We start from the raw sequence: 22,656 nt of genomic DNA, 5'->3' as shown, positions 1-22,656 counted from the left end.
GGAGGAAGTAGAGAATATGGATATTTTAATTAAAAATGCACGTTTAAGCGATGACCAATCGTTAACAGATATTGCGATTGAAGCTGGAAAAATTAGCAAAATCGCGCCAAGTATCGAGGGAGAAGCAACACGCGTAATCGACGCTGAGGGTCGCGTGGTGATTCCAGGTCTTGTTGAAAGTCATATTCACTTAGATAAAGCGTTAATTGCAAGTCGTAAACCGAATAAATCAGGAACGTTAAAAGAAGCAATTGAAGTGACGGCTGAATTAAAACCAACCTTTACCAAAGAAGATATTTATGACCGAGCAAAAAAAGTTTTAGATATGATTATTCCAAACGGCGTGACGGTGATTCGTACGCATTCTGAATTTGATCCAGCACAAGGATTCACTGGTTTTGAAGTGATTTTAAAACTGAAAGAAGAATACAAAAAATTCGTGGATATCCAAGTTGTCGCATTCCCGCAAGAAGGAATCTTCAAAGCGCCAGGAACGGAAGCGATGATGCATCAAGCAATGGAGATGGGGGCAGACGTTGTTGGTGGTATTCCGTATAACGATGCACCTGCGAATGACCATATCGATTTGATTTTTGAAATTGCGAAAAAATATGACAAAGACATTGATTTACACCAAGATTTTGCCGATGAAGCGGATCATATGAGTATTGAATATCTCTGTCAAAAAACAATTGATGAAGGCTATCAAGGCCGTGTTTCTGTGGGTCACTTAACAGCACTTCATGCCTTACCTGAAGAAAAATTAACGCCAATTTTAGAATTAATGGCAAAAGCACAAATTAGCGTCATGGCACTTCCAGCGACTGACTTGCATTTAGGTGCTCGTAATGATGAATATAACGTCCGTCGAGCGGTGACACCAATCCGTAAATTACGTGATGCAGGCGTCAACGTATGTATTGCAACAAACAATATTCGCAATGCCTTTACACCTTATGGAAATGGCGATATTTTCCAAACGGCAATGATTGCGATCCCTGTAGCACATTTAGGGGGAGCAGACGATTTACCAACGGTGTTACCGATGATTACCGAAAATCCTGCGAAAGCCTTGAAGTTAGACGGATATGGCATTGGGGAAGGAAATAAAGCGAATCTCGTGATTTTAGATACGAAAGTCGTAAATGATGCGATTATCGATATCCCAACACGTCTCTTCGTCATTAAAGACGGTCGAGTAACCGTTGAAACAACTAAAACTGTGACGGTTCACCAATAATAAATAAGCGATTAACGAAGCATCCGCTGACAATCATGCGCTGATTGTAGTGGATGTTTTTTTTGCTGATAGATATCTGATTGAGAGAGAGGGAGTGGGAATTCTGTTCACTAAAACACAAAGAAAGAGTGGTTTAAAAGACAAAATAGTGGAAATAAATCGTAAGAAATTGTTTATTTAGCATAAAACGTGAATAAATGCAAATAATCAAGAATTCTTTTTTAAAACTCTCTCATAAATGACTATATTCGCTTATGATAAAGTGCTATAATGAGGATGATTATCATGTCAAAATTAAGGAAAGGGCGAAAAAATGAATGCTGCAATAGTGATTGTCTTAATTTTACCCGTATTAGTCGTTAGTTTAGTGATAACGGTAGATACGGTATTTCGTACGTTAAAACAATGGTTTCCAAAATTCGAGAGTCAATTAGGTGTGATAACGTTCTTATACTTTGTCTATTTATATATTCTAATAGCATTATCGACCTATTTGTTAGGTGAAATTATTTTTGAATACACGTTAGCATTATTTATTGCACATTATTTTTTTAAAAAAATCGGGAAAATACTTTTAGCGATTACCCCGTTTTTTATTCTCCTTAGTGTCCATACTTCTGGAATGTTAACAAATACCTCGAATTGGAACATTCTTTTACTCGGTTTGTTACAATTGGTATTGTACTTAATATATAATGAAACGCCGCTAGTAAAGAAAAAATGGAGTTTTGAAATTCTTTTTTTGCTGACGACTTATGTTTCGATTTATTTTAGATGGAATGATATCAAAAATTTACAAAATGAACTGATCCTAGATGTTCGTTTACTGACATTACTGGGAGCACTTATCATTGTTTCCGTTTTTAATGTTTATTATAATATGAGAGAAAAAGAAGTTCGACACCATCGGGAAGTCATCTTGCAAAGTAAAAAGGATTTATTAACCGGTTCTTATAATTTTACGGCATTAAATGAAGTCATTGAATTATTGAAAAATGAAAGTGTCAATGTCGTTGTTGGCATGATTGATTTAGATTTATTTAAAACAATTAACGATGAACATGGCCATCTGGTCGGCAATATCGTCTTAAAAGAATTTATTGATGTTTTAAGAGGACAATTATCTTTAAAAATCGATGCAACCCAATTTGAGATTTATCGCTTTGGGGGCGAAGAATTTTGTCTTTTCTTTTATGATTTATCAGAAAAAGAAGTTTTTACATTATTAGATGATTTTAGTATTCGTTTGAAAGAACAAGGGATTATCGTTGATGAGGATGTCCGAATCGATTTAACATTTTCGGCTGGGATTGCCACGAATGATGACTATGAGAAAGATTTACTGACAACGATTGAAAGAGCGGATACCGCTTGTTACTATTCGAAGGAATTCGGTCGCAATCAAATCACTCTTTATGAAAAATTAGATAATAAAACACGTAAAAACCAACACTTAGAAGGAAACTTCTGAGTGTTGGTTTTTTACTTTATAAAGATGAAACGACCACCGGAGCAATCATGCCCCGGTGGTCGTTGTAGTGACTTTCTTTGAACGACTTACTTTAATGTTGCGATAGTCGTGTCAAATTCCTGTTTAATCGCCACTAGTTTTTCTGGATTTTCGAGTAGCTCTAAAATCGTTAAACCTAGTCCTTGAGCCGCTTTGATTAAGCCGTTTTTACCATCGGGAGAAATTGTCGCATTCGCCATTTCAACGGTATGTGCATTGACTTCTTCGCCACAAATTTTGATAAAACCTTGAATTGTTGGGCAGCGATAGCTCACGGCACCAACGTCAGTAGAACCTGTAGCTACTTCATCGACTGGTTGAACATCGGTTAATCCTAACTCTTCGTATTTTTCGGTCAATACATCCGCTAATAAGTAGTTGATGACGGTATCTTCATAAGGACATTCATACGTGGATGTTTGATACGTCACACCATTTGCAGCACAAATGCCATCAACCGCTTTGATTGCTTTTTCAGTGATTTCTTTTGCGTAAGCCATCGTTGGGGCTCTAAAATAATATTCTAATGAAGCATAAGCGGGGATAACATTGGCTGCTTCGCCACCATCTTTAATCACGCCATGAATATACGTATGCGGATTAACAAATTGACGAATTAGATTGATTTGTAGGTAACTCATCACGGCTGCATCTAAGGCAGAGGCACCAGATTGTGGTTTACAAGCATGAGCGTTTGTTCCGAAAAATTCAAATTTAATCGGATTTAAGGCAGATGAACGTCCGCCGACGCCATTATGACTACCTGGATGAACCATTAATGCCACATCTACATCGTCAAAGACGCCAGCTTCTGACATGCTGACCTTGCCACCAAAGTTTTCTTCTGCCGGTGTTCCAACAACTAATAATTTTCCACCGAACTGATCAATCACCGCTTTTACCGCTTCACCGGTTGCAATCCCAATCCCGGCAATTAAGTTATGTCCGCAACCATGTCCGACTTCAGGTAAAGCATCGTATTCACACATGACAGCAATAGTGGGTCCAGCTTTTCCTGTATCGTATTCCCCAATAAAACCAGTTGGAACAACGTAGCCGGATGTGGTTTTAAAGCCCGCTTGATCGAGATAATTGACTAAAAGCGCCATTGTTTCAAATTCTTCATTTCCAATTTCTGGATTGTCATACATCGTTTGCACGAGTTCCATATAATCATCAATGTTATTTTCAATTGATGCTAAGATTGTTTCCTTCGCTGATAAAGTTGTCATTGTAAAATCTCCTTCTTCTTTCGTCTACTCCACTGCTTGAACGGCTAACTCTGTATATTCTTTCCGCCATTTTTCTAAATTCCCGTTTTCCAAGTTTTCTTGGATGACTTTATTGGCAATCTCGATTAGACGCGCATTGTCATTTGTTTTTGGAAACCCAATAACGTTCGTAGCATATTTTTGATTCACATCAAGGTCGAATGATTCTTGTGGTAAAATCACTAAATCTGGGAATGTTTCTAACATGGGTAAAACGTGGGAAGTAGAAACCGTAATCGCATCAACGTCACCTGAATTTAACGCTAAAATCGCTGCATCCATAGTCCCGAATTGCTTGATTTTTTTAGCGTCCGTAATCGTCGTTGCGAGTTCATATTGGACAGAACCACCTTGAGCACCGACGGTTAATTCTGCTGCTTTTAATTCATCCAGTGTCTTAAATTTCGCCGCATTTTCTTTCGTCATTAAAACCCCTTGAAACCCATCGGCCGCTTCTTGTTGATAGCCATCGGAAAACTCCATGACTTGTCCACGTTCATCAGTTCCAACAAAAGCCGCAATTCCAAGGTCAACGCTGCCTGTTTGGATATTTGCTAGAACACCATTAAAGTCCGTTGGTTTAATTTCAAGTTCGACACCAATTTCATCCGCAATCGCTTGGATTAAGGCCACGTCACTACCGACAATTTCTTTTTTACCATCTTTTAAAATATAAAATTCAGCAGGAGGGAAGTCAGGTGAAGTTGCCATCACTAATTTTCCAGCTTCTTGAATTTTACTTAGTTGATCCATTTCGACCGTCGCGCTTCCTTGTGATTCATTGGTGTTTTCACTACTGCCACATGCAGCGAGTAAAGTTAGGGATAATAAGCTAGCAACAGCCAGCGTAAAGGTATGTTTTAATTTCATAAGAGTTCCTCCTCGGGTAATTGATAATCAGGTTAAAAAGTAATTTGATCTAAAAAGACTTTCGTTCGTTCTTCTTTTGGATGTTCAAATAATTCGGTTGGTGTTCCTTCTTCTACGATGACCCCTTGATCCATAAAGAGGACGCGTGAGGCAACTTTTTTTGCGAAACTCATTTCATGCGTGACAATAACGGTCGTTAAATGATCTTTTGCCAAGGCTTGAATCACGAGTAACACTTCTTTGACCATCTCTGGGTCAAGGGCCGATGTTGGTTCATCAAAAAGCATGACTTCTGGTTCCATCGCAAGTGCGCGGGCGATAGCTACCCGTTGTTTTTGTCCACCAGAAAGTTTATTCGGATACACATCTTTTTTATCGGATAAGCCGACTTTTCGTAGTAAGGCTTCGGCGATCGTGGTTGCTTCGGCTTTTGATAAATTTTTTAATTTCATTGGAGCTAAAATAATATTTTCTAAAACCGTCATATTGGGAAATAAATTAAAATGTTGGAACACCATGCCAATATGTTGCCGAATTTGATCAATTTCGGCTTCTTTTAACATTTTTTCGGTTAAGGATTTGCCTTTAAAGAATACCTCGCCGCCTGTTGGTTGCTCCATTAAGTTCAAACAACGTAAAAACGTTGACTTTCCTGAACCAGAAGGGCCAATCACAGCGACAATTTCACCTTGTTTGATGTCGGTTGAAATGCCTTTAAGTACTTTTAAATCACCGTAATCTTTTTGTAAGTTGATTGTTTTAATCATAAACACTTAACCTCTTTTCTAATTGTTTCATTAAAGCTGTTAATGTGAAGGTTAGGAAGAAGTAAATCAAGGCAACGACAATTAAGGGTTCGAAAATCGAATACGTCGATGCTTTAATAATATTACTCGTGTACATCACATCGAAAATTCCAACGACGGAAACAATGGAAGATTCTTTAATCATGGCGATAAATTCGTTTCCTAAGCCAGGAAGAATCACGCGTATGGCTTGTGGAATAATGATAGAGCGCATCGTTTGTTTGCGACTTAATCCTAACGAACGTCCGGCTTCCATTTGACCTTTATCAATGGCTTCTAAGCCACCACGAAGTAATTCGCAAATGTAGGCACCTGAGTTAATAGAAAGGGCAACGACGGCTGTTAGAAATTCGCGTGAACCATAGACATCACCCAAAAATGGTAGTGCAGGTAGCGTCACGCCGATGAGCGGTAAGCCGTATAACCAAATGTATAATTGCACGAGTAATGGGGTTCCACGTACGACCTGCGTATAAACCGCCGCGATTGCTTTAAAAAATTTATTTGGGGATTGTTTGAGTAAAGTAGCGAATAGTCCAATAATTGATCCTAGGAAAACAGTCATTAGCGATAAGACAATCGTAACAATTGTGCCATCGATAAAAGTAGGAATCCATTTGATGAGTTTGCTAAAGTCTAGGACAATCGCACTAAGATAATAATGATCCATGAAAAGCTCCTTCCGTAAATATTCATCATAATCGGTTGTTTATGAATATTTAATGTCTTAAATAAGTATATTATGTATAATAATCCATATATAAAGAGAAAGCAAGTGTTTTTGTATTTTTATTCAATTAATTTCTAAAAATACTTAATTTTATACATTTTATTGTATAAGTCGATTGCATGACAATGAGACGAGAATGAGGTACCATTATATAGAAGTAAAAAAATTTAGGAGGAGAAACAATGACATTAACTACAACGTATCAGTTAAGCAATGGCGTAGAAATCCCAATCGTTGGTTTTGGAACTTGGCAAACACCAGATGGCGATGTAGCCGAACATTCCGTTTTAACCGCTTTAAAGGCTGGATACCGACACATCGATACCGCCGCCGCTTACAAAAATGAAGCGTCAGTCGGTCGCGCAATCGTTAAAAGTGGGATTCCTCGAGAAGAAATATTTATTACGACGAAATTAGCGAATACGCAGCGGACATTTGAAGAGACTCGAAAAGCCATCGATGCATCGTTAGAACAACTTGGTGTAGACTATCTTGATTTGTATTTAATTCATTGGCCGAATCCGAAAAAATATCGTCCGAATTGGCAAGCAACAAATGCAGATTCCTGGCGCGCGATGGAAGAAGCCGTACAAGCTGGTAAAATCCGGGCCATTGGGATCTCGAATTTCCATCCCCATCATATCGATGCCTTACTCGAAACAGCGACAATCAAACCGGTCGTGAATCAAATTTATGCCAATCCAAGTGATCCCCAAGATGAACTGGTGGCCTATAATACTGCACATGGCATTTTAACAGAAGCCTATAGTCCCTTAGGTACCGGCCGTATTTTTGAGATTGAATCATTACAAACCTTAGCAGACCATTATCAAAAAACAATCGCCCAACTTGTTTTACGTTGGAGTTTACAAAAAGGATTTTTACCATTGCCAAAATCAGTCACCGAATCGCGGATTATTGAAAACACGAAACTCTTTGATTTTGAAATAACCCCGGAAGACATGGCTGTGATTGATCAATTAAAAGGTCAAGTGGGAACTGCAGCCAATCCAGATGAAGTTAATTTTTAAATAAAGAAGTAATCAAAAACTTTGGAAAATATTTTTTCCGAAGTTTTTTAATTGAAGAAAAAATGAATTAACAGTATCCTCCTCGATAGTGTTATTTTACTTTTGAGAGGATGCCATGTATGAATTTTTATCAAATGCTTCAACTTTCACCTTTTATCTTAAAAAATAAAATAAAAGCGAGTGAAAGTATCGAAGAGAAACGTTTTTACCGTCGAGCCCTTATTGTTCGTTCTTTTTTAATCGTCTTATTCGCCAGTGTCTCGATTACGATGATTTCTGCGGTGTTTGGGCAGGAACAAAGTACGTTAGCAGTCGTCTTGTTTTGTATGTTAATGAGTATCCGCTTTGTTGATTTTGGGTATCGTGTGAAACAAGGAATAATTGGGTTAGGGGTCGTCTTATTGCTCTTATTATTTTCCCCCCAGCTTGCGGCTGTCTTGCCATCCGGTTGGAAATTTATTTGTCATTTTTACTCACTACTAATGATTTTTTTACTAACTAGTTATAATCGTGAATTAGGAAATCCTAGTTTGTATAGCTTTTGTTATGTTTTTCTAGTGGGAACGTTACCGAGCAAAGAATTTTTTGTTTCTAGATTTGCTTTAGTTTTTCTTGCATTTATCTTGTTTTCTTGGATCTATTTCCGAAAGCATCGAGAAAAGCATCAAGAATTCACGCTCTATAAACGAATCGTCGGTGAGCGGGTTTGGAATGAGAATAATCAATTTTTAATGGTGTTAGCTTTAGGTACCAGCTTATTTTTATTATGGATGGATTATTACTCTTTAGAGCGTTATATGTGGGCAGGTTTTGCCTGTGCCTCGTTATTAGCCGGTGACCGAGACGCGTTAAAACAACGTGCGTTTGACCGTTTAATCGGGGTTATATTAGGTTCAGTGGGCTTTTTCACATTGATGTCATTTTTACCAAATCGTTCTCTTTTTTTGATTGGTCCAATTGGCGGCTTCGGTTTAGGATTATTAACAACGTATCGTAATCAAACCATTCTGAATTGTTTTGGTGCATTGCTACTAGCACAAGATCGTTATGGCATTGGGGGATCGGTTCAACTCAGAATCTGGAATAATGTCATCGGCCTTCTTTTTGTCGGAATCTATCTGTTATCTCTTAAAGTGTTAAGCCTACTATACAACCAACTAAAAAGACGAAAAGTATGTCAGAACAATTGTTAAACGTATTTTTTTAGTAAATGATGATACGATAAAATTGCCTGTGAGTTTTTTAAAGAGAATCTTGATCTCTTTAAATTAATCGAAAGACCCCGAAAAATTCGACTTAACCATCGAACTTTTTGGGGTCTGTTCATTCAAAAGATGACTTGAGATTTTTTTTAGACGCTTGAGCAACAGCAATATTAACGCTAAAGAAACGATTGTACTGTTTCATCAGTCATAGCAAGCTTAATTGAAAATTAGTCGCAGTAACAGTGGTTAAAAGAAAGAGTTTTTTACGATTATGGTATAATGAATGTGGATAAATCGATATGAGGGAGGTTTTAGTGATGCAAGAATTGAAACGTTCGGTAGAACAAGTTGTCAAAGGCGCTTTTCAAGCGATGGGGACATTCCCAGCTGCGAGCATCAGTGGGTTGCTATTTACGATAACGACGATGATACGGACTCAAATAGAGGGTGTACAAGCAGATGAATTTCATTTGTTATTTAATAGTTTGCATTGGGCGTTTGCCTTTGGTGCAATTTTTGGTTTAATGGCAGCGACCTATGTGCGTGGGCAACAACTCGAAACGACACGAATGTCGCTTGCAAATGGTGTAACGGGAATCGTTTCGTTAAGTAGTTTTTTACTGCTTTACTTTTTTGGACAAACGGCTCCTGATGCGAACAGTTCCTTTAACTATCTCTATTTAAGTGAGATTGCCAATGCCAGAATGGCGATGTTATTAGGCGTAACGTTTTTAGCCTTTGTCTTATTTGCAGCACGCCAAAAAGAAAATCAATCGCTGTCGCGCACGATTTTTATGATCCAAAAATCTTTTTTTATTGCCCTAATTTATGGAATGGTCTTATTAGCAGGGACTTCAGCAGTGGCAGGTGCCATCCAAGGATTACTCTATCCCGCAATGAGTTTCAAAGTTTATCAACATCTAGGTTCGATTATTGGCTTTGTGACGTTCCTGATCTTTCTAGGATCCTTACCTGATTTTTCCCAAACGCAACCAGATGAAAAACACCAAGCTGCGCAAGAACAATCGAAATTTATTCAACTATTATTTTCTTATATTCTTGTTCCGGTTACCTTAGCACTGACCATTGTATTATTACTTTGGACAATTCGGATTATTTTCCAAGGAGTTGGCAATTACTTTATCCGTTTATCAAGTATTGCAACGAGTTATGCAGTCGTAGGTATTTGGCTTTATATTATGGTTCATGAAGCACAAAATAAAGTCGCAAAATTGTATCGCCAAGTCTTTCCTTTTGCCACGCTCATTATTTTAGCCTTTGAAGGTTGGGCGTTAATCCAGCAACTGATGACTTACGGAATGCAAACGACTGAATATTATTTTATGCTCGTTTGGCTAGTGGCAGTCGTAGCCATGCTTCTCTTAGTCTTCAAAAATAGAAGCGCCTATGCCTCGGTTTTACTCCTGGTCATGGCGACAATGCTATTCTCGGTGATGCCACTTGTCGGTTATCAAAGCTTGCCCGTACGACTTCAAGTTCAACGATTCGAAAAATTATTAATTCAAGCACAGATGTTTGAAAATAATGAAATCATCCCAGGAAGTGAAGCAATCGAGCAACCAATTAGAGAAAAAATGACGGTTTCGGCCCAATATTTGGCCCGGCAAGAGCAAGATCGTTTACCTGTTTGGTTCAGTATTGAGCCATATGACGATGAAAGCTTTAAGGAAGTGATGGGATTTGCCCCTATCTATCCAAGACAAGAAGATGTGGCTCCTTTGCAAAATGCGATTACGAGTGTGAGTCGCGAGAATCAAGCGATTGATATTGCGTCCTTTGATTGGCGCGTTCCACTAACCTATCAAGACCAAAAAGAAGGTCAAGGTGGAACGTTTGAAGGGAATAAAGGGACATATGAGATTGAGTGGATCCTATCTGAAAAGGGAAATAGCGTCCCAAAACTCACGATTAAATTAAACAATCAAGTGATTTTAGAAGAGTCTCTGAAAACCTTTGTAGAAGGATTGCTTGCAGAATATCCGCCGACAACAGAACAAAAAGAATCGACTACCGTTGCGACCTTGGAATATCCATTTAGCACCGATGAAATCGAAGGACAACTCATCTTTAATCATATTGAAATGCAAGTAGATGAGAACAATCAACCGATCACTTATTGGATAGAAATTGAAGGCGTGTATATTCGCGAAAAATAGAGTAAAACCTCCGGCATCGATAGCGCTCCGCAAAAGTTGGACCTAAACATCGAACTTTAGCGGGGCGGCTCATTTCGGAGTTTTTTGCTATTTTTTGAGTACTTCTTTCGGCGATTGTTGCTAAAAGTCATTGGTAAATTCATCGAACAATAACCGTGGGAGAAATAAAGATTCTGACTCAATAAGCATCCACTCCACAACAAAAAATAGCTAATAGAACGGATTGTATCTTTTGCCGTTCTATTAGCTATTTTCTTTTTATTCAAGCTGAAAATCTTTTTTTAGTAACGAGTATTTATTCATATCACGCAACTCATCGCGTAACAGCACTTCTGCTTTATCCGTCCCAACAAATTCAAATCCGCATTTGAGCGCCACTTTATTACTTGCGACATTCGCTACATCCGCAAAAATTGAAAGTTTATTCAAATGTAACCCATAAAAAGAGTAGGCACAGATTTTCTTCACGACTGCCGTAATAAACCCGCGATTGGTATAATCCGAATGAATCCAATACCCAATTTCGGCACTTTGATTTTTTTGATTGATTTTATGTAAATCAATACACCCAATAATCGACTCTTCAAAAATGAGACAAAACATTTTATCAGTTCCTTCGGCATTGTTGTGGAGCTTCATTTTGATGTATTCTTCTTGAACGGAGATATCTGTTGTACGATGGGCAAAATCAAGAAACACGCCAATATGTTCTTTATCCGAGATGACACATTCATAAATTTCTTGGGCCATCGATAAATCACAGTAAGCTAGCGCAATGTTTTCATTGACCGGTAGGGTAAAATAATATGACATTCGCAACGACTCCTTTTTCATTTTTGTTAGTGTATCATAGAATGATACAACCGTCTAACCGTCTTCTCACTGACAATGATAATCTCTTTCAATTGAGGAATTCCCGTATCTAAACGTTCAAAAGGGTGCTAAAGTGAGAGTGTAGAAAGACGAATGAGGTGGTTGAAATGAAAAAAATCAAAGAAAATATCACGTTAATTAGTACGGTGAGTTGTATTGTGTTTTTAATTGTAGGCTTGATTTTAGAGTTTGGCTTTCAATGGGAATATAGTTGGCTGATTTATTTAGCGTCGGTTATCAGTGGTGGAACGGAAATCACAATTGCCGGTGTACGTGAATTGATGGCGGAAAAACATTTTAATGTCGATTTATTGATGATCTTAGCAGCAGTGAGTGCGGGGTTAATTGGTGATTGGCGTGAAGGTTCACTACTTATTTTTATTTTTAGTCTAAGTCATTTATTAGAAGAATATACCACTGAAAAAAGTGCCCGCGAAATTAATCGTTTGATTGATCGGCAACCGAAAAAAGCGCGCTTGGTGTTGGCCGATGGGACGTACGAAATGATTGACACAGCCGATTTAGAGATAGGCGATAAAGTGGCTATTTTTAAAGGAGAACATATTCCAACAGATGGTGTCATTATGAAAGGCGCGTCTGAAATTGATGAATCGGTCGTGAATGGTGAAAGTGTTCCTCGGTTGAAAGGTATCAATGAAGAAATTTATGGTGGCACGATTAATCTCGGGGATGCACTCGAGATTGAAGTCAATAAGGATCGCTCAGAAACCGTTTTTGCGAAAATTATTGCGTTAGTCGAATCCGCACAAAACAGTCAAACGAAGACTGAAAGTTTTATCCAACGTGTCGAAAATCAGTACGTGATGATTATTTTAATCACTGTTCCATTAGCGATTCTCGCTTTTCGTTTCGGCTTATCTTGGACTTGGAACGAAAGCCTCTATCGTGGTGTGAACTTACTCGTTGTTGCAAGTCCCTGTGCCTTAGTGGCAAGTTCCACACCGGCTTTACTGAGTGCTATTAGTAATGGCGCACGTCACGGAATGCTCTTTAAAGGGGGCACTTATTTAGAAGAACTGGCAGAAATTCGGAGTATCGCCTTTGATAAAACCGGTACTTTAACAAAAGGTGAATTTAGCGTCACCGATGAATATTGGGCAGAAGACGAAGCTGTTATTTTACCTTATGTCCTGGGACTAGAAGGGAAAAGTACCCATCCGTTAGCCCAAGGAATTGTCAAAAAATGGGGACAAGCGTATCAAAGTCTTGATCTTGTAACAGAAGAAATCACAGCCAGTGGGATTCAAGCAGTCGAAGGGGATCATACCTATTACGTAGGGAAAAAACGTGGCACCTATGAAGAACCTGAAGCGTTAGCTGAGTGGAAACATCAAGGGAAAACCGTGATTTATGTGGAACGTGACCACCAATTTATCGGAGGTATTGGCCTGCTTGATACATTAAATAAAAACGCCCGAGAATCCGTCGCTTACTTTAATAATGCTGGAATTCAAACAGTCATGTTAACTGGTGATAATCGCCATACCGCCCAAACGGTCGCACAAGATGCCGGAATTAAAGAGTACTACGGCGAACTACTTCCAGAAGATAAAGTGAAATACGTCCAACAGCTGAAAGAAAAATATGGTAAAAATGCGATGGTCGGTGATGGCGTCAACGATGCACCAGCACTGGCAACCGCGACAATCGGGATTGCGATGGGCGAAGGAACGGACGTTGCCATGGACGTGGCCGATGTCGTGATTATGGAAAATAATTTAGCGAAACTCGTGTACACTCATCGCCTCTCTCAAAAAATGAAAAGAATCATTAAACAAAATATTATTTTTAGTGTCGCGGTCATTTTATCGTTAATTGCCTTGAATTTAATGCAAAGCTTAACGATTCCTCTAGCAGTAATCGGGCATGAGGGTAGTACGATTTTAGTTATTTTAAATGGCTTACGCCTCCTACGCGAAGAAAAATAAGGTGCGACAAAAGGCGTTATGGTCTGAGCGACTGGAAATCCCTACGAGCAATTGGTTTTCTCAATTGAGCGTAAGGATTGAAGTAGCCGAAAGAGCAGCCTTTTGAACCCTAAAAATAAGGTGCGACAAAAGGCGCGTTGCTCTGAGCGACTGGAGAACAATCGAGAAAAAAGGAATAGAACGATGACAACTGTCATGATTCTATTCCTTTTTTTAACACAAAAATGACGAGAACTAGACGAATTGCAAAGTCGTTTCGATTAATTGTAACAATAGTTAAAAATAGGTGAAAGAGGAGAAAGTCTATTGACAAATGAATTTTCATTCATATATAATAAGGATAACAAATGAATGATTATTCATGTATGAACTGGAGGGAACGAAATGTCAATGATAGTAAAAAAAGACCATTCATGCCAAGACCATCACGACCACGACCACGATCATGAGCATCACCACCAACACACAGAGGCGGCATCTAGCTGTAGTCATCACCATAATCATGGAAAGCAGCCAGTCATCCTGTATGTTGTTGGACTAGTCCTTTATTTGATTGCTCTTCTTAGTCCGTTACCAGAATCGTTATCGAATCTATTCATGTTGAGTGCGATGGTCGTTGCCGGTTATCAAGTGATTTTTGAAGGAATTGGTGAAACCATTACAGAGAGTATCCGTTTAAAGAAATTTTGGCCAAACGTGCATATTTTAATGACGCTAGCTGCCATTGGGGCTGTTTTTCTTGGCGATTACGATGAAGGTGCATTACTTATTCTTATTTTTTCAGGAGCTCATTTTCTAGAAGAATATGCGGAAGGACGCAGTAAGCGAGAAATTACCGCGCTCCTAAAAATGAACCCAACGAAAGCTCGGTTACGCCAAGCAAATGGTGAATATGTAATGGTAGAAGTTGAGACCTTAAAAATTGGGGACCAGTTAAAAGTCCTCCCAGGTGATCAAGTGCCAACAGATGGTGTGATTCTTGAAGGAAGTAGTACGTTAAATGAATCGTCCATTAATGGTGAAAGCATGCCACAAGAAAAAACTGTTGGAGCAGAAGTTTACGGAAGCACCATTAATGGTCAAGGAACGTTTACGATGACTGTTACAAAAGTTGCTTCCGACACGATCTTTGCCAAAATTTTAACATTAGTGAACCAATCGCAAAGTCGCTTATCACCGACAGCAACAAAAATTAAACAAATTGAACCACTCTACGTAAAAACGGTCTTAGCCATCGTGCCGCTCTTTATTTTATCCGGGATAGTGATCTTTCAGTGGGGCTGGTATGCGAGTTTCTATCGAGGAATGGTCTTGATGATTTCAGCTTCCCCATGTGCCCTAGCAGCAAGTGCGATTCCTGCTAGTTTATCGGGCATTTCGAATTTAGCCAAACGTGGCGTGTTATTTAAAGGTGGCTCGTACTTAGCGAATTTAGCCGATGTGCAAGCAGTGGCTTTTGATAAAACGGGTACATTGACGCAAGGGAATCCCGCGGTAACAGACGTTTATTTTATCGATGAGAGAAAAGCGTCTGACTGGACAAAAATCATTGTTTCAATGGAAAATAGTGCGAACCATCCGTTAGCGAAAGCAATGTTACGTCATTTTGATCAAGTGTCCCCCATTGCACTCGATGTCCAAAATGATATTGGGAAAGGCTTAAAGACTATATATGAAGGCAAGGAATATAAAATCGGGAAACAAGATTTCTTTGCCAATATCGCGAGCGAATTATTAGTGCAAACCGAACGTCTGACAAAACAAGGCAAGAATGTCGTCTTCTTTGGTGAAAATGATCATGTGGTTGGCTATTTGGCTATGATGGATTTACCACAACCAACGGCATCAAGTGTCATCGATTATTTGGATACGCAAGGGATTCAAACAGTCATGATTACAGGAGATGCTACCTTAACTGGGCAAGCCGTGGGTGATTTACTGGGCATCTCCCAGGTAAAAGGCAATGTTTTACCCGAACAAAAATCAACCATTATCACAGAACTACAACAACAGTATGGCAAAACGGTGATGCTTGGCGATGGGATTAATGATGCGCCAGCCCTAGTCCAAGCGGATATTGGTTTTGCCATGGGTGATGGAACGGATGTGGCGATTGACGTAGCAGACGCCGTTATTATGAAGAATGACTTAACGCGATTTAAATATGCCCATCAAGTCTCCAAGAAACTCGACCGGATTGTTTGGCAAAATATGATTTTCTCCATGTTAATTGTGGCGTTACTCGTCGTATTCAATTTCTTTGGCAAAATCGAAATTGGGCTTGGCGTCTTTGTCCACGAAGGCAGTACACTCGTTGTCATTTTGAATGGCTTACGTTTACTCTTACCCATTAAAGAATGATGAAAAAAAAGAAGCGATGACGATTGTCACAGCTTCTTTTTTTTGCGTTATAAACGAACGATTTTAAAGTATAAAGAAGAATAAGTTCGCTAAAGATAGTGAAACATGTTTTAAAATTAGTAAAAAATTTTATAAAAACTTAAAAAAGCGTACAAAAATCCAATTCCTCGTTATAATGAAATCGTAGAAAAGGCCAAACACTTAAGGTGCGTCATAAAGATTCTTTAAGGCTCCGTTCAATAATAATTCGAATTGATTGAGTACCGTCCCAAAAAAGAAGTTTGGCGTGAAGGATTGTAGCGTTTTTGGTGAATACGTATTGGTGCTAATCGTCAAAGTTGCTAAGTCGCCAACTTTCGATTTTTTATCTCCAACAAAAGCAATTAACGCCATCTGATGTTTTTGAGCAATTTCTGCGAGTTCAACTAAGCGCTGGGTATCACCAGAATTCGAAATAATAATGAGTAAAATGTCTTCCTCATTCGTCCCGCGCAAAAATTCTAAATGGCTATTGGCTGTTGCCCGAAAGCCATAAAGATTAAAGGTTTCGTTCATGTAGTTCGCAATATTTTGCGAAAAGCCCGATGCCAATACCATGATTCGTTTGTCACGATAGTGGGTCATTAATTGGGTAAACAGCTGTTGTTCTTCGACAGTGACTAAATCCGTCAAGTCGGTATTTGCTGAGACGCTTGGCGACTGGAGTGAAAAAACGAGTTCACTATAACCAGAAAATCCCATTTTTTTGGACATATTGACAATGCTCGCTGTTGAAACAAAAGCTTGTTTGGCCACTTCGCGAATCCCTATTTTTTTTAAGCCTTCTTTATGTTGATCCATAAAGCGTAAGGCACGAGCTTCGGAATCATTTAATTGATACTTTTCAATTAAATTTTCAATATTCATCATTTCACCCCAATAAAAATCTAGATAGGAGCATTATACCATGGAAAAGAAAAAAATCATTCAAGATCCTTGGGCAAGAACGACTACGCGTAACGGCTTAGCTGGCGACGAAGTTATTTCTGCTCTACAAAAATCAATTCGCAGAGGTTACGAAAGAGCCGCATGTGAATTTGCGTATGAAATGTATATTACCTCGCCGCAATATGAAGAAAAATTATGGCGTCGCCTACTAGCGATTTCGGTCGAAGATATCGGCATGGGAAATCCAGAAGCGGCCATTATGGTGAATAACTTTAATCAAATGCGTAAAGAATTCCAGTACAATGAATCGGACCGTTTAATGTTTATTATTCATGCGATTCGTTACTTATGTGCTTCTGAAAAAGACCGTTCTTCAGATTTACTCAAAAATATTATGATTAAAAGTTTTGCGATGGGCTATGTACCTGAAATTCCTGACTATGCACTCGACAAACATACGACTCGTGGCGCACAAATGGGACGTGATTCCCATCATTTCTTACACGAAGCAAGTAAAGTCATTCCTCAAGCGAAAGTTGATAATGACTACAAAGAGCAATACGACGAGATTTTAAATCATTATGATCCAAACAATGTCGTAGAAGATGCGTTTCAGTTTAATAGTTGGCAAGTCTAGGAGGAAAAAAGAATGAAAAAGTCAGCAGCGTTTATGGATAAATTAAATGGTCTTTTAAGCCCGTTAGCCGCAAAATTGGGTAATCAACGACACTTAAAAGCCATCTCAACGGGGATGATGTTTGGGTTACCTTTTATCGTGATTGGCTCGTTTTTCTTAATTTTTGCTAATCCATCGATCAATATGGAGCAATACAATCCTGAAACAGCCGGAATATTCTTACGTTTCTTAGCGAACTGGAAAGATTTTGCAACGGCAAACTATGATTTGATTACAGCGCCTTACAATTTAACAATGGGGCTAGTTGGTTTAATTAGTGCCTTTGGAATTGCCTATTCCTTAGCAAAAGATTATGGACTAAATCCATCTATGAACGGAATGATGGCCTTAGTAACCTTTGCGATGGTTTGTACACCGGTCGTTGAAGGAACGATTAACTTAAACTATCTAGGGACAAATGGCTTATTTGTCGCAATTATTATCGGATTATTAGCTGTTGAAATTTCACGTTTCTTTGAAACAAAAAACATTAAATTCACCATGCCGGATACTGTTCCGCCGATGGTGACAATGTTTATGAATACCTTATTACCGCTGTTAGCCAACATTATTTTCTTTTATGGTATCAATGTGATTTTCTTAATCACAACCGATCAAATTTTCCCAGAAGCAATTATGCAAGTGTTAACGCCAGCGACTGATTTAGCCGGTAGTTTAGGTGGATTCTTACTAATCGTGACTCTTGGAAATATCCTTTGGTTATTTGGGATTAATGGATCGTCCATTATCTTCCCACTTGTTTTCACGTTAGGAATCGCGCAAACCGGTTATAACGCAGAACAATTGGCAAACGGGGAACAAATGACGCACTTGATGAATTTACAAATGTTCCGAATCTCCGTTATGGGTGGCGCAGGTGCTACGATGGGACTGGTTGTCTTGATGATGAGAAGTAAAGTCAGCGAGTTTCGGACAATCGGGAAATTATCCTTCATTCCAGGACTATGCTCGATTAATGAGCCGGTGATTTTTGGCTTGCCAATCGTCTTTAATCCAATCTTAGCTTTTCCATTTTTAGTCGCACCAATTGTCAACTTATTACTAACGTATTTTGCCCAAAAGCTTGGCTTTATCGGATTAGGGTTCATCATCGATCCATCCTTTACGCCATTCGTCGCGCAAGCATACTTATCCAGTATGGACTGGCGCAATGTCATCTTTACGCTCTTCTTAGTCTTTACCAGTGCAGTGATTTATTACCCATTCTTTAAACTAATGGAAAAAAATCGTTTAGCCGAAATGAAATAAAGCCAAAAAGATACTGAATTTCTAGCATAAGACTAGAAATCAGTATCTTTTTTTCGTGTTGAAAGGGTTGGAGAATGATTGTAATTATCTGATGATTGATCCATTTTGACACCACTTCGCTTAAAAAGTAAACAAATCTGATACAGCTTGCCAAGGTGTATTCTTTCTTAAAAAGAATTTTTTCTTCCTATTTAATAGTGTTTTTTTTTCGAAAGCAGCGAAAAAGTGTGACGAAATCATGTTTAAAAGCGAAAAAGTGTGAATTTTTTAAGAAAAAAGGGAGAGTTTCCTTGACTCACTCTAAAAATTTCGTTAACATTTATATAACAAATAAGTTTACCTGTTATGCTTTTATTTGAATCAAACCAAAGGAGGAAATTCGTCATGAGTGTCGATGCGATTCAACAAGTGATCGAAGCAGAGAAAAAAGCCGAAACGCTTTTGCAAGAAACAACTGCTTTAATCGAAGAAAAAGAAAAACGTAGTCAAGAAGCGATTGAAGCGTTCCATGACACATTGCGTGTCCAAGAAAAACAAGCGCAACAAGAACTGCTCGAGCAACAAGCAGCAGAGTTAGCGCAGCTCAAAGCACCTTTAATCGAAAAAACTGCAGGAGAAATTGCGACCTTGCAACAAGTCTCTCCAGAAATACGGCGCAAAGCCATTAATCTGATCCTTGAAGCGGTGGTGAATTAATTGGCGATTGTACAAATGCAAAAATTCCATGTCTTAACGTTTCAAAAAGAACAACAACACGTCTTACAAGCGCTCCAAAATTTTCAAAAGGCCGAATTATTACCGGCAGATGATGGCATCTTAGTGTCTGAAAATGCCTTTACGTCAGAAAATATCTCGGCTCAAACAGAAGCACTCGAGAATGAACTCACCCGCGTCCTTTTGGGTAAAGCTTTCTTAGAATCGTATATCCCAAAACCCTCATTTATCGAAGGATTACGTAAGAAACCCACGACCTACACGTTGTCACAGTTAGCCGAAATCACCGAGGCTTCCTCATGGCAGACAGTAGTGGATGAGTTGCGCCAAAAAGAAAAGCGTTTACGCATTTTAGAACAAGAAAGACAAGATCTTTCGCAAGCAGAAGACGAATTAAACCGTTGGCGTTATTTTGATGAAGCGCCGTCCGTGTTAAAAACGCTGAAGCATTCAGTCGGCTTGTTAGGAACCTTGCCGAATGAACAAATGACCCATTTAACGCATGAGCTTGAAAAATATCCAAGCACGTATTGCCAAACCATCCAACAAACAACAACAACAACGTATTTATTCGTGTTGTTTCATAAAGTCAATCAAAAACCGATTCAACGTCTCTTATCGACCGTTGGATTCACCGAATATCATTATCCTTTTACCGCGAAACCTTCAGAAGCCTTAAGTGAAATGAAATCCAAAATGGCTGAGGTACTAGAAGAAGAACAATCCATCAAAAATCAATTAAAACAAATGTCCGCAGAAGCGGCTACGTTAACCTTAGTGGCGGAATATTATAGTAGCGCCATTGTGAAAAGTAAGAGCCAAGAAAAATTATTACGCTCGAAATCTGTCACAAGCTTGGCCGGTTGGGTCCCTTCCGATGAAGCTAGTAACTTAGAAGCACGCTTACAACAAATTACAAAAGGAAATTATTATCTCGTTTTCGAAGAAGTCAAAGAAGAAGAAATTCCAAATGTCCCAATCTTATTAAAAAATCATCGTTTCGTGGCACCTTTTGAAACATTGATTGAAATGTATAGTTTACCGCAATACGATGAACTCGATCCGACGCCTTTTATGGCACCATTTTATGCCTTAGCCTTTGGAATGATGGTTGCCGATTTTGGTTATGGACTCTTCTTGTTCCTAGCAATTTTCCTAGTGAAACACTTTTTCCACTTCGAAGCCAGTATGAAGCGTAGTTTAACTTTCTTTCAACTATGTGCCGTTCCAACGATGATGTGGGGCTTGATCTATGGTAGTTTCTTTGGGGCAACTATGCCGATTCAGCTATTATCGAATCAATCAGATATCACCGAAATCTTGATTATTTCTGTCGTTTTTGGTTTCATTCAAGTCTTCTTTGCGTTAATCTTAAAGTTTTATCTCTTATGGAGTCGCAAAAATCAAAAACTCAAAGCGATCTTTCAAGCTGGTTCGTGGATGGTCTTTTTACTAAGTGGTGCAAGTCTAGCTCTTGGGTTTACGATTTTACCAGAAACACCGCTAACGACAATTGGTCTGACAGGCATTATCGTGTCCTTGATTGCGGTTGTCATTGGAGGAAGTTTTGAAGGCGAAACACTCGTCGGGAAAATTGGGACCGGGTTATATAGTTTGATGGATTTAACGAACTATATGAGTGATTTAGTCAGTTACACCCGCTTGATGGCCCTTGGTGTGGCCGGTGGTAGTATTGCGGCGGCCTTCAACTTAATTATTAGTTTCTTACCACCCGTGGCGCGCTTTACAATCGGGATTGTGTTATTCATCTTGTTACATGCGATTAATATCTTTTTAAGTTATTTAAGTGCCTATGTTCATGGCATTCGTTTACAATATTTAGAGTTTTTCGGTAAGTTCTTTACCGGTGGCGGTCGCGCCTTCACACCGTTAAAAGCGAGTGAAAAATACGTTACGATTACACCCGAAACCACTACACAACAGGAGGAACAAGGATAAATGGAAAATTGGATTAGTTTTTTTTATGAGAATGGCGGCTTAGTCTTTGCCGCATTAGGAATGGCCACAGCCACAATTTGTGGGGGGATAGGTTCAACGATTGGGGTTGGGATGACGTCCCAAGCTGCTGCAGGACTGATTTCAGAACAACCGGAAAAATTCGGACAAGCCTTAATTTTAGAATTACTTTCGGCCACGCAAGGATTATACGGTTTCGTTATTTCCTTTATGATTTACTTACAAATTACTGGTGACATTAGCTTCCAAAAAGGCTTATTCTTATTTGTCGCAGCCTTACCGATTTCCATTACAGCGATCGCCAATGGGGTTTGGCAAGGTCGTGGAGCCAGTGCCGCAATGCAAATTTTAGCCAAAAAGCCAGAACATACGACGAAGGGGATTATCTTCGTTGCGATGATGGAAACTTATGCCATCTTAGGTTTCGTTATTTCTTTCTTATTGGTCATGATGTAGGAGGAAAACCATGTCAGATATCCGAAAATTAACGACAAAAATTGTCGAAGATGCGCAAAAAAAACAAGCGCATTTAATCGAAGAAGCAGAAAAAGAAATTGCTAAAAAAGAACGGATTAAAAAACAACAACTTGAAAAAGAAGTCGCGGCTCACTTAGCGCGTTATGAAAAAGAACTCCAAAAAGAATTGAGCTTAAAAGTCTCAGATTTACACGTGAAATCACGTAACCGCATGTTAGCAGCCAAGCAACAAGTCTTAGATGAATTGTTCGCGGATGCCAAAGAACAACTGCAAAACATCACGGCAGAAGACTTTGACGCTTTCGTCGAGCGTAAACTAGCGCTCGTTCAATTAACGGGTACAGTGGAACTAGTCTTTGGCTCTAAAAGTGCGCCACTCGTGAGCGAAACCATGATTCAACGTTGGCAAGCTCAATTTGAACCAGACCTGACAATTCAGGTCGCAAAAGAAACGATCCCGAATCGGAGTGGCGTCGTCTTTAAACAAGGAGAAGTCGAGTTTAACTTTATTTTTGAAGCATTATTAGAATCCAAAGAAGAAGAACTCAGTTATCAACTGATTGCATTTATTTTCAATCAAGAGTAGGAGGGAT

At 39.0% G+C, this 22,656-nt stretch carries 19 protein-coding genes; 13 read left to right on the top strand and 6 right to left on the bottom strand.

Annotated features, from left to right (window positions below):
• Nucleotides 1–16: 16 nt before the first annotated feature.
• Nucleotides 17–1,240 (top strand): amidohydrolase family protein, encoded by a 1,224-nt coding sequence (locus RU93_RS07050; protein WP_071874908.1) that lies wholly within the window; start codon nucleotides 17–19, stop codon nucleotides 1,238–1,240.
• A 313-nt stretch (nucleotides 1,241–1,553) separates the two neighbouring features.
• Entirely contained in the window at nucleotides 1,554–2,711 is a 1,158-nt protein-coding gene (locus tag RU93_RS07045; protein ID WP_071874907.1) for a GGDEF domain-containing protein, read from the top strand.
• 86 nt (nucleotides 2,712–2,797) lie between these two features.
• On the opposite strand, the gene RU93_RS07040 is transcribed toward RU93_RS07045, so the two are convergent.
• The 4 genes from RU93_RS07040 to RU93_RS07025 are packed head-to-tail and all read right to left on the bottom strand — an operon-like array spanning nucleotide 2,798 to nucleotide 6,367.
• Nucleotides 2,798–3,982, bottom strand: a complete 1,185-nt coding sequence (locus RU93_RS07040) for a M20 family metallopeptidase (protein ID WP_071874906.1) — start codon at nucleotides 3,980–3,982, stop codon at nucleotides 2,798–2,800.
• 24 nt (nucleotides 3,983–4,006) lie between these two features.
• Nucleotides 4,007–4,891, bottom strand: a complete 885-nt coding sequence (locus RU93_RS07035; RefSeq protein ID WP_071874905.1) for a transporter substrate-binding domain-containing protein — start codon at nucleotides 4,889–4,891, stop codon at nucleotides 4,007–4,009.
• A 32-nt stretch (nucleotides 4,892–4,923) separates the two neighbouring features.
• Nucleotides 4,924–5,658, bottom strand: a complete 735-nt coding sequence (locus RU93_RS07030; RefSeq protein WP_071874904.1) for an amino acid ABC transporter ATP-binding protein — start codon at nucleotides 5,656–5,658, stop codon at nucleotides 4,924–4,926.
• Nucleotides 5,651–6,367 carry an amino acid ABC transporter permease gene (locus tag RU93_RS07025; protein ID WP_071874903.1) on the bottom strand — a complete coding sequence of 239 codons (717 nt, stop codon included), beginning with the start codon at nucleotides 6,365–6,367 and terminating at the stop codon, nucleotides 5,651–5,653. The genes RU93_RS07030 and RU93_RS07025 overlap by 8 nt, the downstream gene beginning before the upstream one ends.
• Nucleotides 6,368–6,609: 242 nt before the next feature.
• Between RU93_RS07025 and RU93_RS07020 the strand changes: the two genes are divergently transcribed.
• From RU93_RS07020 to RU93_RS07010, 3 genes are all read left to right on the top strand, one after another.
• On the top strand, nucleotides 6,610–7,458 hold the full coding sequence (locus RU93_RS07020; RefSeq protein ID WP_071874902.1) for an aldo/keto reductase: 849 nt from the start codon (nucleotides 6,610–6,612) through the stop codon (nucleotides 7,456–7,458).
• Nucleotides 7,459–7,577: 119 nt separating this feature from the next.
• Nucleotides 7,578–8,651, top strand: a complete 1,074-nt coding sequence (locus RU93_RS07015) for an FUSC family protein (protein ID WP_071874901.1) — start codon at nucleotides 7,578–7,580, stop codon at nucleotides 8,649–8,651.
• A gap of 329 nt (nucleotides 8,652–8,980) precedes the next feature.
• Nucleotides 8,981–10,840, top strand: a complete 1,860-nt coding sequence (locus RU93_RS07010) for a DUF4153 domain-containing protein (RefSeq protein WP_071874900.1) — start codon at nucleotides 8,981–8,983, stop codon at nucleotides 10,838–10,840.
• 258 nt (nucleotides 10,841–11,098) lie between these two features.
• Here RU93_RS07010 and RU93_RS07005 read toward each other — a convergent pair whose 3' ends face one another.
• A complete protein-coding gene (locus RU93_RS07005) occupies nucleotides 11,099–11,653 on the bottom strand; it encodes a GNAT family N-acetyltransferase (protein ID WP_071874899.1) in 555 nt (184 codons plus the stop codon).
• Between the two features lie 167 nt (nucleotides 11,654–11,820).
• On the opposite strand from RU93_RS07005, the gene RU93_RS07000 reads away from it, so the two are divergent.
• Both RU93_RS07000 and RU93_RS06995 read left to right on the top strand, forming a co-directional pair.
• Nucleotides 11,821–13,662 carry a heavy metal translocating P-type ATPase gene (locus RU93_RS07000; RefSeq protein WP_071874898.1) on the top strand — a complete coding sequence of 614 codons (1,842 nt, stop codon included), beginning with the start codon at nucleotides 11,821–11,823 and terminating at the stop codon, nucleotides 13,660–13,662.
• 384 nt (nucleotides 13,663–14,046) lie between these two features.
• Entirely contained in the window at nucleotides 14,047–16,023 is a 1,977-nt protein-coding gene (locus RU93_RS06995; RefSeq protein WP_071874897.1) for a heavy metal translocating P-type ATPase, read from the top strand.
• 201 nt (nucleotides 16,024–16,224) lie between these two features.
• On the opposite strand, the gene RU93_RS06990 is transcribed toward RU93_RS06995, so the two are convergent.
• Complete coding sequence (locus RU93_RS06990; RefSeq protein WP_071874896.1) at nucleotides 16,225–16,929, bottom strand: MurR/RpiR family transcriptional regulator; 705 nt, start codon at nucleotides 16,927–16,929, stop codon at nucleotides 16,225–16,227.
• A gap of 40 nt (nucleotides 16,930–16,969) precedes the next feature.
• On the opposite strand from RU93_RS06990, the gene RU93_RS06985 reads away from it, so the two are divergent.
• The 6 genes from RU93_RS06985 to RU93_RS06960 all read left to right on the top strand — a co-directional run bounded on the left by RU93_RS06985 (nucleotide 16,970) and on the right by RU93_RS06960 (nucleotide 22,649).
• Nucleotides 16,970–17,587 carry an AAA family ATPase gene (locus RU93_RS06985; RefSeq protein WP_071874895.1) on the top strand — a complete coding sequence of 206 codons (618 nt, stop codon included), beginning with the start codon at nucleotides 16,970–16,972 and terminating at the stop codon, nucleotides 17,585–17,587.
• 12 nt (nucleotides 17,588–17,599) lie between these two features.
• The gene (locus RU93_RS06980) at nucleotides 17,600–18,895 is read left to right on the top strand and encodes a PTS sugar transporter subunit IIC (protein ID WP_071874894.1); all 1,296 of its coding nucleotides are present in this window, start codon (nucleotides 17,600–17,602) and stop codon (nucleotides 18,893–18,895) included.
• 384 nt (nucleotides 18,896–19,279) lie between these two features.
• Complete coding sequence (locus tag RU93_RS06975; RefSeq protein WP_071874893.1) at nucleotides 19,280–19,591, top strand: hypothetical protein; 312 nt, start codon at nucleotides 19,280–19,282, stop codon at nucleotides 19,589–19,591.
• The gene (locus RU93_RS06970; RefSeq protein WP_071874892.1) at nucleotides 19,592–21,568 is read left to right on the top strand and encodes a V-type ATP synthase subunit I; all 1,977 of its coding nucleotides are present in this window, start codon (nucleotides 19,592–19,594) and stop codon (nucleotides 21,566–21,568) included.
• Complete coding sequence (locus RU93_RS06965) at nucleotides 21,569–22,042, top strand: V-type ATP synthase subunit K (protein WP_071874891.1); 474 nt, start codon at nucleotides 21,569–21,571, stop codon at nucleotides 22,040–22,042.
• A 10-nt stretch (nucleotides 22,043–22,052) separates the two neighbouring features.
• Entirely contained in the window at nucleotides 22,053–22,649 is a 597-nt protein-coding gene (locus RU93_RS06960; protein WP_071874890.1) for a V-type ATP synthase subunit E, read from the top strand.
• The last annotated feature ends 7 nt before the right edge of the window (nucleotides 22,650–22,656 follow it).

The sequence above is a fragment of the Enterococcus aquimarinus genome (genome assembly GCF_001885765.1).
Classification (GTDB): domain Bacteria; phylum Bacillota; class Bacilli; order Lactobacillales; family Enterococcaceae; genus Enterococcus_I; species Enterococcus_I aquimarinus.
The sequence above is the reverse complement of the archived record's forward strand: the minus strand, read 5'-3'. Positions and strand labels throughout refer to the sequence as shown.